The following is a 14155-nucleotide window of genomic DNA, read 5'->3' as shown; positions in this document are numbered from 1 at the left end:
GTGAGGGTAGTTCTTGGCGTGCTGGTGGCGCCTCATGGTCAACTACGTGCCCTGGCCGGTGCTGATTTCCGGCGCGAGAACGCGTTCGTAGAGGAGGTCTTCGGCGCGGTGTATCTCGCGTTCGACGGACTCGGTCAGGTTGGGGTTGTCGATGAGCAGGCCGAACTCGACGTTGCCGTGCTCTGCGCTCCAGGAGAAGTTGGCGCTGGTCACCAGGAGGAACCGGTGGTCGATGGCGAGGAACTTCGCGTGGTTGCGGACGCGGGCTCCGTCGAAGTTCTTTGTCCGGAAGACGATCCCCGGGCGGAGGTGCGCGGCCACCTCGGATGTGGTCGGTGACCAGGGCTTCGGGTGCTGATCGGCGGCTTGGGTGTCGAGGTAGACCCGTACCTGGATCTCGGGGCGGCGGGCTGCCCGGCGCAGAGCTTCCCAGAGTCCGGAGGATCGCTGGAAGTTGAAGGTTGAGCAGGTGATGGACTGGCGGGAGTTGTCGACGAGGCGGGTGACGGAGCTGGTCAGTGGCCCGGTCTGGGCCAGGTGGCCGGGCATGGTCCACAGGGGGTCGAGGGCGGTGGTGATTGACCGTGCTCCTTCCACTGCTCGCAGCACGGCCACGGTCGGGCCGGGGTCCGCCGGTCTCGATGCGGCGCCGTGTTCCAGCAGTGCCCGTACCTCGGGTCGGCGTCCGGCGGCGACCACCTTGAGCGCGGCGGTGAGCGTGTCGCCGTCGGTGAGCCGGTCGGCTATCTCCCGGGCCTCGGTGCCGGTGAGGAGCTGCCCGAGCTTCCTCGCCGACGCTGGGTCAATCGGCGTGGTCGAAGAAGCCAAGGTTGCTCCCGGGCAGGTCGACGAGGAAGCGGCGGTCGAGGAAGCGGTTGGCCCGCTCGCACGAGGTTTCCGAGGCCATGACGCAGCAGTGGCAGGCGGCACCGTGGAGGAAGTCTTCCGGGTCCTGCGGCGTGCGGGTGGCGCAGATCGGGTCTGAGGAGCATCGGGCCGCGCGGTAGAGGGCGCGGGATACGACCCTTTGCAGGCGGGTCGGCTCGCTCAGCTGTACCAGTCCGCCGAGCGTGCCGTCGCTGTCGGAGGCGGTGGTGCAGATCAGTAGGCCGGCGGCGGCCGTGCGTTCCTCGGATTCCGGCCAGGCGTACAGGCGCTCGCTCAGGCTGGCTGCAGAGTAGCCGCAGGTCATGGCCAGTTCGCGGATCAGGGCGTGGGCGAGGGTGTGGACGAGCCAGTAGCGCGGTGGCCTCAGTCGGGTGTCGGGGTCGACCTGGTCGGCGGTCTCGGAGAAGCGGCGGTGGAAGTTGCGTCGGTGGGCGTCGCGGTGCGCCTGCCAGATGTCGGTAGTGGCGACCTGCTTCTCCCAGGACGCGACTGCCTGGTCGTCGAGTTGCAGGAAGATGCCCTCCCCGCGGTCCTCGGTGGCGACGGTCCAGGTCGGGCGGGTGGTGCGGGTCAGCGGGGCGAGTCGGCGCGGCAGGTCTCCGACGCGGTCCATGGCGTCGATCCGGGTGAAGCCGATCAGCGCGTTGACCTTGCGGAGCCTCTCGACCGCGAGCACGCGGGTGATCTGCGGCGGCAGGTCGGGGTCGCGCTGACGTTTTGAGAGGGTGAGACCGCTTGCGGGGTCCTCGACCCCGGGTCCGAGCACGTCCTTTTGCAGGTAGAGCCATTCGGGGACGAGTAGGTCGACGGGGTCCCAGGTGCGGATGCGCTCTTCCTGTTCCGCCTCGGAGGCCGGTGGCGCGCCGGCTGCCGCCACGGCCTGGGTCAGCTCCGCATCCGACAGGTCGGTGACGTTGACCTTGCCGTCCAGCACGTCTCGCAGGGTGTCGAGGTCGTCGCGGTATTTCGCCAGCTTCTCGCCCAGGGCGGTGCGGATCTGGTCGGCGAGGTCGCTCTTGCGTTCCTCGGAGGACTCCGGCATGACGATGATCGAGTGCGTGGCCGGGAACCACAGGTTGGAGGCGCCGACGAGCATCAGCCGGGTCTCGTTGCCGCATCCGCCCGGCTCGAACGCGTCCAGGTGCGGGTGGCGTCCGCGGCAGCGTGGCAGTTTTGACCGCCCGGCCTCGCCTTGGGCCTCGTTCATCGGCCGCCGCGCGCCGCAGGACTCGCAGCGGATCACGGCCGATGCGCCCTTGCCCGCCGTGCGGTCGACCATCTTCAGCGCTGGGAACTGCGCCTTGTCGCACCTCTGGCCCTGGTGGACCCACAGGTCGTAGGGGAACTCGTCGAGGTGGCCGTCGACGCAGGCCAGCAGGTAGCGGGCGGGCACCGCCGTGCGGCGGGTCGGCCTGCGGGTGCGCTCCCCGGCGCGGCCGGTGCACCGGGCGTGCTCGAAGCAGGCCAGGTCGGTGCGGTAGGGGTGAGTGTTGCGGTAGTCGAACTGGGCCAGGGCGCCGAGCATGTCGCAGCCGGTGCAGCGCAGCCACTGGGGGAAGACGCGGGCGGGCACGCCCAGGTCGTTGCCCTCGGTGGACAGGCTCATCTTCTTCGCCTGCCACGGATAGGGCCGGAGCTGGATGTCCCGGGAGCGCAGCAGCATGGCCACGGCCTGACGCAGCCGCGGGGCGCGGATCTGGGGGATGCCGTCGCGTCGGCGCCAGATCCGGTCCCAGTCGTCGAGGCCGGAGGGCATGATCGTGAACTGCGGCAGGTCCATGATGGCGCCCGGACCGTATGTGTACAGCAGGGAGGAGGGTCGGCCCGAGCCGACCTTGGCCCGGTTGTGCTTGCGGCCCTCGTCGGACTCCCGCTCGGCGTCGCCCAGCGGATCGACGGCGTTGGACGCGTCGTAGAGGTACCGCGTCTCGGTGAGTTCGGCGGTCACGAGTCCTCCTTGGCCGGAGCGAAGTCCCAGGCGGGGGCCCCGGGCGGCTCCATAAAGATCAGGTTTTCCTTGATCGGACTGACCAGGAGGTTGATCTCCGGCTGTACCTCGCGCATCGAGTTGGCTACGATGAACGGCGGCGCGTCCTTGCTGTCCGCCACCGAGCGGGCGTTCTCGGCGCTGATCATGAGCGGGCCGAAGTGGGCTTCGTCCAATGTCCGTTCGTAGACCAGGTTCTTGCGCAGGACCGCCAGGTAGGTGCGCCGCTTCTCCCACTGGTCCAGCCGGTTGCGCAGGCGCCGGCGCGCCCGGTGGGCCGTGTCCTCATCCGACGCGCGCTGCACCCGTGCCACGAGCGTGTCGATCAGCGCCTCCGCGAAGGGCCGCTCGGCTGCGATTCGGCCCGCGCCCTGCTCGGGCGACAATCCGTCAGGGCGGACGGCGTCGAGCACCCGGGCCGCGCTGGCCAGCACGCCGTCCAGCCCGCGCTCCAGGGAGGTGACCGAGAACGGGGTGACCGATAGCGCCTCCACCCGGGCGTAGAAGGTCTCGTGGTAGTGCCGGAACTGCTCGAAGTGCGCCAGGTCGCGCGGCCGGGCCCAGTTGCCCAGCGTGACCACCAGCCCGGGCTTGTCCGCGGAACGTCCGACGCGGGAGGACGCCTGGATGTACTCCGCGGTGTTCTTCGGCTGCCCGACCACGAGCATCAGCCCGAGCCGGGTGACGTCCACGCCGACCTGCAGCATCGACGTGGCCAGGATCGCATCGTAGGGGCTCACCTCGCGGGTGGGCGTCCGTTTGCCCGCCTCGCGCAGCGCACGCAGCTCCCGCTTTCCGGAGGCGGAGTCGAAGGCGGGGTCGAAGGGCACGGCCATCTGGTCCAGCGTGGTGGTGATGTCGGCGCTGGCCACACGGGAGGTGAGCTCCGCGGTGTGGAGCGCTCCGTATTCGGTGCCGGTGCGGCGGGGCAGCTTCGACCACGGCCGCCGCTTGGCGAGCGCGGTCTGGATGTCGTCGCCCATGTAGCGGGCCATGCCGGCCAGTTCGCGGGTGGCGCTGAAGTAGCCGACCAGGGTCATATACGGGTCGGCGGCCGTGCCGGACCGGTCGAGCAGCAACTGCGCGCCGGCCATGAGGATCTCGGCGACGCGGATCTCCGCCGTGGTCAACCGGACCCCGGTCGTGCTGACGCCCACATAGCGCCGGCCGGGGAAGCGCTCCGAGACGGGCTCCTCCTTGGAGAAGAACGTGTTTCCGGCATCGAGCACCTGCGGCGGGAAGATCGTCACATCCCGCCCGTAGAGGGCGCGCACCTGATCATCCGCGTTGCGGGCGGTCGCGGTCGAGGCGACCAGCAGCGGCCGGACCGCCCGGCCCTGCGCGTCGCGCCAGGCCGCCATGACGTCGACCGCCACCTCGAACAGGCCCACCGTCGTGCCGAGCGCCCCGGTGATCAGATGCAGCTCGTCCTGGATGATCAGATCCGGCGGACGCAGCCGCCCCGCCGGACGGAGCCCCGCCGCGCGCAGACCGTCCTTGGCCGGATGCCTGCCCTTGTCGGTCAGCTCGCAGTACCGGGAGTCCGGGTGCACATAACCATGCCGCCCACAGATCCGGGACACATAGCCGAACAGGGACGCGGCCTCCCCCTCCCGCGCCAGCCGGGCGAACTTGTCCACGGTGGCGATGACGAACGCCGGGGTGAGCCGGTAGATCTCCTCATCCACCGTCAGCACCGGCAACCCCTCGGCCGCCTCGCCGCCCTCGGCGAACGGACAGCCGGCGAGCTCATCCCCGCAGTACACATGCACCCGACGGGACGCCTTGACCGCCTTGACCTCCCGCGCACCGATCTTGCTCCCGCACCACGGGCACCGCTGGATCTGCAGCACCGTCAACCGGTAGCCGGACCGGTTGTTGGCCCTCTCCAGCTGCGCCGCCGCCTCCTCGAACCGCTTCGGGCTCACGTCCGTGCCCACCCACAGCCCGATCCGGAACGGCTCATCCCCCCACGTCTTAGGCTCCGCGCTGCGCGCCAGCTCGGCCGCGCACACCAGCGCCGTCGCCCGCTGGAACTGCTGCGCCGTGAGCAGCCGCAGCGTGTAACGCATCAGCACGGCCACACCCGCGCCCCCGTCCAGCGGACCGTCCGGGGTCGCCACAAGGCCCTGCCGCCGCCGGATCGCAAACGTGTACGCGGCCAGACCCAGATACGCCTCGGTCTTGCCACCACCGGTCGGGAAGAACAGCAGCTGCGCCTTCGCCAGATCGCCGGAGCGCTTCTCCGCCGCCGGATCGGTCAGCAGCGGCAACTGCATCAAGATAAAAGCCAACTGGAAGGTGCGCCACGAATGCGCCCTCGCACCCTTCTCGGCGAGCACAGCGGCACGGGCCTGCTCGATGCTCACCTGCGGGTCTTTGGCCCGATACTCGGCCACCTGGGTGTGGACGCGCTGATCTGCCATGACCTTGTTCATGAACCGGAAGCAGCGCAGGGCCTCCTCGTCGCCGAGCAGATGCTCCAGGCCCTCGGCAAGCTGGCGCTGCACCTTGCGCGCCTCGCTGACCGCGTCCAGCCCCTCCTGCCGCAGATGCTCCGGCAGGGCCCCGGCGCGACGCTCCTCGCCGTCCAGCCAGGCCGCGTATCCGTCGGCGATCGGCTCCAGGCCGGCCCGCAGCTCCTCCCGGCTCGCCGTGGCGAGCACGGACATGTCCAGCAGCGCCTCGCCGATCTCCTCCGCCGTGGTCTGCGGCGTCTGACAGGTCGGCAGCCACGTCGTCCACACCTCGCTGGCCCGCCGCGCCCCCGCCGCCACCTGCCAGTCCACCGAACAGGTGCGCCCGACGGCGAACTCCAGCCGGTCGCGGTACTGCAGATTCAGCCGCCGCAGCTCATCGTCCCGCTCATAGCGGGTGTCCTCCAGCGGGTCGGCGACGGGCAGGAACACCTCGGCGCCACCGGCCTCCACGGCCAGCTTGGTCTGGTACAGCCACGCCTCGACCGGGATCTTGCGCGGCGTCTCCCGGTCGTTGCAGAGCGCCACCTCGACGATCAGACAGCCCCGCACCTCGTCGTCGTGCCGGTCGATGCGCAGCACGACCTTGTCCTTCAGCGGGAACTCCGTCGTCTCCCCGGCCCTGAGGTCGGCGACCACAACCTTCGTATCGATCTTGATGGGGGTGCGCTTGTAACGGCGGCTACGCGCCCCGTCGGCGGCCTCGGCCTCCACCTTGACCCGCTCGTACATCCCCCACGACGCGGTCACCGTGAAGGAGTCGAGATCGGACGGGACCTGGCAGCGCAAGCCCATCGACGCCGGAATCATCAACCCGCGCTGCTGCGGCTGATCCTCCACGCCGGCATCCTCGTCCGCACCCGTGCTGCTCTCGTCGACAGCGGTGACGGGCACGCCCCGGCCCTCGTCCGCGTCCACGGCGTCACCGACATCGGTGGCGGCCTCGGCCGTGTCGGCTTCCTGCGGATCGCCGCGGCCGGCGGTGAGTTTGAACGGGGCGATCCGGCCGACCAGGTACGCCGCGTCCGGCGCCCCATCCAGCACCTCCTCCGGACCACCCGCCGGGCCAAGCAACTCCCGTTCGAGGATGTCGACCAGGTTCTCCCGCACCGTCCAAGACCGCCCGTCCGGCTCGTGCACCAGCCGGTACTCCGCCCGGGCCTCGGCCGCAGCAGCAGACGGCGTCCCGGCCGACTCCGGGCTGGGTGTACTCACTCGTCTTCACCCTCGATCTCTTCGTCAGCCTCGGCTGAGGCTGACGCCTCGCCTTGGGCGGCGGCGCGGCGGTGATTCTCCTCCAGCAACCGGTCAAGGATCTCCACCCGCGCCGCAGGATCGACCGTCCAGCGCCGCATCTGCCGGTAGGTGTGAAATCCATGGTCCAGCGGGACATCGTCCCAGCCGTAGGCGTCCGTCACTGCCTCGTCCAGCGCGACGTGGATCTGCCGCAGTCGCGCAATGTCGGGATCGGCGGAGCCGTAGATCTCGGGGTCGTTGACGAGGTTGTAGAGCTTGGTCAGCCCGAGACCGCGGCGAAGCATGATCTCTTGACGTTCGGTGTCGAGGGCCTTGCCGATCTCAGCCAGTTGCTCGGTCGGCTTTGGGCGAGGAAACGTCTCAAAGACATCGGAAGGCGTGTAACGCGGATCATTCCGCATTCCCGACCCGTACTTGATCGCCCACATCTGATGCAAATTTGACGAAAGTATTGCCTGGTCGGAAAATGAGCGCGTGGCAAAGATGTTCAGAGAGTTGCTATAAACTTGGCATGTCGACACTCGCATCGGCATAATGGTCTTGCTAATAACGGTGATTGCCAACACCTCATCCAGTTCGGCAATCGCTTTACGCATGACTGGACGCGCGCGCAAGTACTGCCACCACTCGATCCCCCTCGTCGACTTCGCTTTGGTTGCCCGCTCAGGCTTAACTCGATCCAGAACGCGCCCGTAAGGCAACACGAAGCGCCGCGCCTCGCTTTCTGAGATACCATTGAAGTCGATAATCCAGCGAGAAGCTGATGCGTCCGGCTGCGAGTAGAGATCCTCGCCAGTCAGGTAAGGGAACAGGACGTTCGAGTTGTCACGATCTTCCGCTATCCAGACTTCGGCTTCCCCTGGGTCAAGAATGAAGCCAGAGCCGAACGGAATGCATCCCTGGAATGCGATTAGATGATTCTCTGCAAGGCGCGAAGGAGCACCAGCTACTCGACCAGAAGGCTCCAGTAGTGTAGAGATTGCCGACACGGCGTCTCCGTCGGCAAATCGCGGTACATCCGCCGCTACCATTCCGCGAGTTCCCCAGACTGCGGCAAATTCGATATTTGCGCTTGCGGCTGGCCACGTCCTACTCTGGACAGCGCGGGTGATGGTAAAGCCGTCAGAGACCAGGCGATCGAGTCCAACCTCGCGCGTGTCACCTTGGGCGACCGTGTTGGTAGCAATAACTCCAAGGTTTCCGTTGGGAGACAGGAGAGAATGCGCCCGAAGCAGAAAGTATGCAACGAGGTCGCTACGCCCTCCCATACCTCCGGCCAAGATATTGGCAATCCATTCTCTTACATTCGATCCGACAGAGGATGAGAGCCTTTTTACTCCAAGAAACGGCGGGTTGCCGACGATGGCGTCGAAGCCGCCGCGTTCCATCACATCGGGAACGGCCAGGATCCAGTGCAGCGGCTTCCATCGCTCATAGTCTGTCTCAACGGTCGGGGTGAGCCCTGCGGCAAGGGCACCATCGAACATGGCGCGGTTGGGCGCCCCGCCGTCTGCCGGGTAGGCGAGGCCGACGGCGATACGGAGGTTTTCGTATGCCTCGGTCAGCACCTTGCCGGGCTTGCCGCCGAGCTGCAGCCCGGCGGCGATCACACCGTCGGCGACGTCCGCGAGTTGGCGGGTCAACTCCTGGTACTCGCGCCACTGCCGCCGCTTCGTGGCGGCCGAGCGCTGCGGGTCGTCGTTGTTGACCTCAGTCGCCAGGCTGCGGCGCAGTCTGGCTGCCCGTGTGAGCACGCCGTCGATGTCGAGGTGGCGGATCGTCTCGGCTCCCTCGCCGAGGTCGAAGAGCGGTGTCGCCGCCGCCTTGGCCGGGGTGATGTGGAGCGCGCGGAGCTGTTCGGCGTCGGTGAGGCCGAGCAGGGAGTTGCCGTGCAGCACCTTGTCGTCGACGAAGGAGAAGGGCAGCTTGGGGTCGAGGGAGACCAGCCACAGCGACAGCTTGCACATCTCCACCGCCATGGCGTTGATGTCCGCGCCGTAGAGGCAGGTGGCGACCACCGTCCTTATCGCGTGGACGTACAGGTCGTGCGCGGTCCCGCTTGCCACGCCCTCGCGCCGCCATGCCTCAACGAGCCGCGCTGCCAGGTACCGCGCGGCGGCGACGAGGAACGCGCCGGAGCCGCAGGCGATGTCGGCGACCTTGAGGTCGAGGATGTCATCGGACGAAACGGGCCGCCAGGCGCCGCGGTCGGCGATCTGGTGCGGCCCGGGGTTGAAGACCAGCGGCTCCAGCGCGTGCTGGACGACCTCCTCGGCCAGCTTGCGCGGGGTGTAGTGGGCGCCTGCCGTGGCGCGGGAGGGGGTTTCAACGAGCAGCACGCCGCCGGGCTCGACGACGAAGGGCCGGTTGCGCAAGTCCCGCCGGACGATGCCGATGAGGGGGCGCAGCCGGTCGCGCAGGGCCTCGTCGGTGGTGATCGCGCGCAGCGCGCGCTCGGCGTCCTCCACTTCGCCACTGCCGCGGATGGCCTTGGCCAGCGCGGCCTTGGTCGGTGGCTTGGCGGCGGGCTGGTCGTCCTTGGCCCAGGCGAGGATGGCGTCGGCCAGCTTGGTCGGGTCGCGGTACCGGGCGGCCATGGCCTCCAGCTCGGTGAGCGGTATCTCGGGCTCTTCGCCGGGCTTGCCGATGAGGCCGACGGTGACCTCGTCGACCTCCTTGCTGGAGTAGCCGAGCAGGCCTTCGTAGATGTAGCCGATCTGTTCGACGTCGATGTCGCGGAAGGAGATCCGCCGGGCCGGTTCGCCGCGCAGCTGGGCCATCTGTACCGAGCGCAGCACCTCCAGCATGACCCGGTCGCTCACGGTGATCGCCAGGGTGCCGCGCGGGCTGCGGGTGGTGAGGAACGGGAAGCGGTCGGGGTCGAAGAGCGAGCCGCCGTACGAGGGCAGGCGCAGGTCCTCGAACGACGCACCGCGCGAGAGCGCTTGAGAGGTCGCCAGCAGCCGGTGCCAGGTGAGGTGGGTGCCGTCGAGGGTCTCGCTGTCCTCCTCGCGTTCGCGGCGGTCGAGGGTGTCCAGTTCGTCGCTGATGCCGTAGCCCATGGCGAACAGCTGGCTCTGCGGGAGTAGGCTGCGTTCCTCGGCGAAGAGCAGGAAGACCACCCGCATCATCACCGTTACGGCGGCCTCGTAGACCTCCGACCGGTCTGCCGGCAGGGGGTCGGGTTCGCCGTGGCGGACGGTGTCCAGTGCGGCCTCGGATAGGGCCTGCACGAGCAGCTCGACCGCCCGGCGCACCTGGATGCCGAGCGCTTCGGTGATCTCTTCGGCGGCGGCGACCGATTCGCCGAACAGCTCGGTCAGGCGGTTTTCGGGGCGTCCGCCGAGCAGCCGGCGGAGGCGGAGCAGTTCGATGAAGGCGTTGCGGGTCTGCGGTTCCTCGGTCCAGGTCTGGGCGTCGACGATGCCGGAGGCGACCATGGTGTCCTTGCGGGCGCTGACGATCGCCCACCAGCGTCCGTCGGTGACGACGCCGACGGGGACCTTCCCGGTGCGCAGCAGCTCTTCCGTGCGGTCGATCGGGCTGGTCGCCCAGCCATCGTCCAGCGGGTCGCGCAGGGAGTCGACCGGGTCGACGACCAGGACGAGCGCGCCGATGATCTCGCTGTGGGCGAGCGCGCCGGTGGGCGTGACCGTCAGGGCGTGGTTGGGCGAGCGCACACCGCCGGCCGCCTCGGCGAACAGCGCCCCGGTCAGGTCGGTGGTGTAGTGGTCGCCCCAGCCCAGGATATTCCGCAGGACCAGCTCGACCCACGCGTCGCGGGCCTCGCGGTAGCGGTCGAGCCCCGCCGGGTCGTCCCGGTGCAGGTCCCAGTCCTCCCACGCCTTCTCGAACGCGGGCTTGGCCTCCTTGAGCAGGGCCCCCTGGTCGGCGCCGAGCTGCGGCATGCCCTGCGGCCAGACGCGCTTGAGGGCGGGCACGGAAAGGAACGGCCCGTCGGCATCCACCAGTTCCAGCCACGCGCGGTGGAGGTCGGCGGCGGAACGCGCCGGCCCGGCGGAGTTGCGCCTCATGACTGCACCCTCCCTGCTTCGGCGTCGGCCGGGGCCAGTGCGAAGACCACGGCCGCGGCGGACACGTGCGGTTTGACGTCGGCGTACCGCTCGCCGATCGCGGCGATCTCGCGCTGCTCCTCCTCGTGGAGGCTGGCCAGCCGGTCCTCCATCGCCCGCAGGTCGCGGCGCCGCTGCGCCTGCTGGTCGTCGGTGAACAGCAGCTCCTCCTGGGCCTGGATCTCCCGCGCCAGCCGCTCGCGGGACTCCTCCAGGTTGAGCCGGAAGGCCGCGAAGATCTCCCGGGCGCGGGCGATGTCGGACTCCCGGCGGTCGCGCAGTGCCTCGGTGACCCGCTCCTGGTGGGACTCGGCCCGGCGCGCCACCGCGGTGAGCAGCCGGGTGCGCAGCCGGGCGTCCTCCGCGTTCCACCGCTGGGCGAGGGCGGTGCGCACGCTCTCGTCGGCCAGGTCCAGGTGCTCCGCGTCGAGGGCCGCATCGAGCACCTCTTCGACCTTGGCCTCGGCCATGGCCTGGCCCCGCAGGCGGACGCCGGTGAGGAAGACCTCCTCGTGCAGCCGCAGGCCTCCGCGCCCGACGAGGACCTGCCGGGAGACGGCGGCCACGCACGACTGCGGCAGGTCCTCGACCACGACCGCGGTGACCCGGTGCACCGGGGAATCGACGCCGAACAGCGCGCTGCGCAGCAGCCGGGCCGAGCGCTGCATCAGCGCGTGGCCGAGGTGGACGTGGACCAGGTCGGTGCGGTTCTGCGCGGCCTGGTCGTCGAACGTGATCGGCCGCAGGACGCCGGGGTTCAGGCGGGTGTCGAGTCCGTCGAGGGCGTGCTGCCAGGCCGAGCCGAGCGAAGGGATCTGGTACACCTTGGCGTCGGTGCGGTCGTCGTCGGCCTCGATCAGCGGTGGTTGGGCGGTGAGCGCCAGGGCCGCATCCACCACCCGGCGGGCGTTGCCGGGCGTGAGGTGCATCTCCAGCTTGCGCTGGTCGTAGGTGCGGGACAGCTCGGTCAAACGGCGGTTGAGTTCCATACCGCCCGCCAGCGCGCGGGTGATGATGGCGTCGCCGCTCTCGTGGTCAGCCGGCCTGGTCTTGCGGGTGGCCGTGGTCGGGCTGAAGTGCTCCTGCAGTTCGGCGTCGATGATCTGGTTGACCGAGCCGAGGTCGTGGGCGACGTTGCCGACCTTTTCCGCGATGCGGCGCATGAAGTCCATGTCCGCGGCGTAGGTCGCGGAGGTCGAGTCGGGCTGGAAGTGGTAGATCTCGGGCGTGTGGTGCTGGCCGTAGCGGTCGATGCGCCCGATCCGCTGCTCCAGCCGGGAGGGGTTGAACGGGACGTCGAAGTTGACCAGTCGGTGGCAGTACGTCTGCAGGTCGATGCCCTCGCCGGCCGAGTCGGTGGCGAGGAGCACGCGCACGCGCTCCTTGCTCGGGTCCTCGGTGAAGCGGGCGCGGATCTCCTCCCGCTCCTCGGTCGGCGTGGAGCCCTGGATGGTGGCCAGCACCTCGCCGTAGCCGCGCTGGGTGAGCACATCGGCGATCCAGTCCAAGGTGGCGGCGTACTCGGTGAACACCACCACCCGCTTGTTGGTCCAGGTCGTGCCGTCTGGGCGGCAGATCTCGTCCAGGAAGCGGATCAGGGCTTCAAGGCGGGAGTCCGGCCGGTGCTCAAAGCCGCGGCCCCATGCGACGAGGGCGGAAATTTCCTGGCCCGTCGCGGCCACGAGCGGATCGGAGCCCTTGCTCTGCCGCAGCGCGGTGAACTCGGGCTGGTCCGCCTGGCCCTCCTCCTCATCGGACTGCCGGCTGCCGAGGACCTCCTGGTAGTACTCATCCTCGCCATCCAGATCCGGCAGCCCGCCGGTGGCGGCGGCCTGCTCGTAGAGCTCCAGCGTGCGGGCGAACGACCACGGGCTGGACAGGAAGCGCTTCTTGAGCAGCATCGCCACGATGTCGCCCGAGCGCTTCTTGCCGTTGGCGCGGGCGCTCTCGGCAAGAAGGCGCTCCAGGATCGCGAACTGCTGCTGCTCTTCGTCGTCCGGGGTGAAGTCGATCGTCTTCAGCCGGCGGGTCTTGAAGCCCTTGTCCTTCAGCTCGGTCTTCAGCCGGCGCACCGTCACCTCACGCAGCGCCTGCTCGTCGAGGAGGGCACCGCGGCTGAACCGGCGGCCGTCGATCATCTCTAGCAGCGCGGTGAACGACTCCGGATAGCCGTTGTGCGGGGTCGCGGACAGGAACAGGCGGTGCTCGCACCGCTCGGCCAGTTCCCTGGTGGCCGTCGTGCGCTGGCTGTCCACGGCGTACCCGCGGTGCCCGTCCGCCGCACTGGGGCTGGCGGGCGCGACGTGGTGGGCCTCGTCAACGACGAGCACGTCGAACGCGAAGCGCCGGGCGGTGGCCGTGCCCCGGGCATCGGCGTAGATCGCACGCAGCAGACGCTGCGCGCGCACCGTCGGCAGCCACGACATGCTCACGATGACCCGAGGGAAGAGCCGGAACGGGTTCGCGTCCAGTCCGTGACTGCGCCGCACCTGCGCCATGACCTCGCTGTTGACGATCACGAAGTCCAGGCCGAACTTCTCCCGCATCTCGTCCTGCCACTTCAGGGCAAGGCTCGGCGGGCAGACGATGATGACCGAGCGGGCCCGGTGCCGCAGCAGCAGTTCCTGGATGACCAGGCCGGCCTCGATGGTCTTGCCCAGGCCGACGTCATCGGCGAGGAGGAGGTTGGTACGCGAGGACTGCAGCGCACGGCGCAGCGGCTCCAGCTGATACGCCTCGACGTTGGCGCCGCTGCGGAACGGCGCCTGGTAGGAGTCGGCGTCGGCGGAGGTAACCGCACCCCAGCGCACCGCGTCCACGAACGCCGCCAGCGTGTTGGGGTCGTCGAAGCCGTCCACCCCGATGGACTCCGGCAGCCCCTGGTCCGGGGCGACGGTGTGTCCGACCTCCAGCTCCCAGACCACCGCCAGCTCCTCGCCCAGGCGGTCCTCCTCCAGCGACTGGAGACTGACCACGTGGGTGAGCTGCGCGGTGCCCTCATCGGCGGGGCTGCGCGGCAACCCCTGCTGGCGCACGTCCGTCACCGCCCAGGTAGAACCCCGGACATTGACGACCTGTCCCGGCTCCGGGACCGACGGCAGATGGGGTAAGCCGTCGGTGCGCGCCGGCAGGGCGACAGACGGGCCGTCGACCGGGGGTTGGCGCAGCCGGTTGGCGTGCTGTTGGGCGGGGATGGGGCCAACGGACTTTTCCAGGCGGGGCATCAGCGGTTACCTCTGGCCAGCAGGGCGGGGACGAGAAAGGTGACGACGGCCGGGAACCATCGCCCGACGGGACTCGCGTAGGCGGCGCAGCGCTGTGGTCTCCTGCGCGCGCATCCCGGGCGATGGCCCCCAGCCGGTCGGTGAGGGCGGCCCGGTCTTTTCGGAGTTGGCCGGCTCAACAGCCACTCGGAGTAGGCCGATCTGTTCACAGTGCCCGGTGTCCCCGGTACGGCCCGGATCAAGCATTCC

General features: G+C 69.4%; 5 protein-coding genes. All 5 read right to left on the bottom strand.

All coding sequences use genetic code 11. The annotated features are described in order from the left end of the window. Nucleotides 1-42: 42 nt before the first annotated feature. From drmC to drmD, 5 genes are read right to left on the bottom strand one after another with little or no spacing between them, the layout of a single operon-like run. Nucleotides 43-828, bottom strand: a complete 786-nt coding sequence (gene drmC, locus JL475_RS21025) for a DISARM system phospholipase D-like protein DrmC (protein WP_237407778.1) — start codon at nt 826-828, stop codon at nt 43-45. Further along, nucleotides 803-2836 (bottom strand): DUF1998 domain-containing protein, encoded by a 2034-nt coding sequence (drmB, locus tag JL475_RS21020; protein ID WP_202279347.1) that lies wholly within the window; start codon nt 2834-2836, stop codon nt 803-805. Before drmB ends, drmC begins: the two co-directional genes overlap by 26 nt. Continuing rightward, a complete protein-coding gene (gene drmA, locus JL475_RS21015; protein WP_202279346.1) occupies nt 2833-6567 on the bottom strand; it encodes a DISARM system helicase DrmA in 3735 nt (1244 codons plus the stop codon). The genes drmB and drmA overlap by 4 nt, the downstream gene beginning before the upstream one ends. After that, the gene (locus tag JL475_RS21010; RefSeq protein WP_202279345.1) at nt 6564-10643 is read right to left on the bottom strand and encodes a DNA methyltransferase; all 4080 of its coding nucleotides are present in this window, start codon (nt 10641-10643) and stop codon (nt 6564-6566) included. Before JL475_RS21010 ends, drmA begins: the two co-directional genes overlap by 4 nt. Further along, nucleotides 10640-13906: a DISARM system SNF2-like helicase DrmD gene (drmD, locus tag JL475_RS21005; RefSeq protein WP_202279344.1), complete on the bottom strand. Its 3267-nt coding sequence runs from the start codon at nt 13904-13906 to the stop codon at nt 10640-10642. Before drmD ends, JL475_RS21010 begins: the two co-directional genes overlap by 4 nt. Between the last annotated feature and the right edge of the window lie 249 nt (nt 13907-14155).

This window comes from Streptomyces sp. M2CJ-2 (assembly GCF_016757295.1).
Classification (GTDB): domain Bacteria; phylum Actinomycetota; class Actinomycetes; order Streptomycetales; family Streptomycetaceae; genus Streptomyces.
The sequence above is the reverse complement of the archived record's forward strand: the minus strand, read 5'-3'. Positions and strand labels throughout refer to the sequence as shown.

Coding starts and splice junctions, on each gene's coding strand:
- JL475_RS21010 (WP_202279345.1), bottom strand. CDS start 10,643: ATGAGGCGCAACTCCGCCGGGCCGGCGCGTTCCGCCGCCGACCTCCAC.
- drmD (WP_202279344.1), bottom strand. CDS start 13,906: ATGCCCCGCCTGGAAAAGTCCGTTGGCCCCATCCCCGCCCAACAGCAC.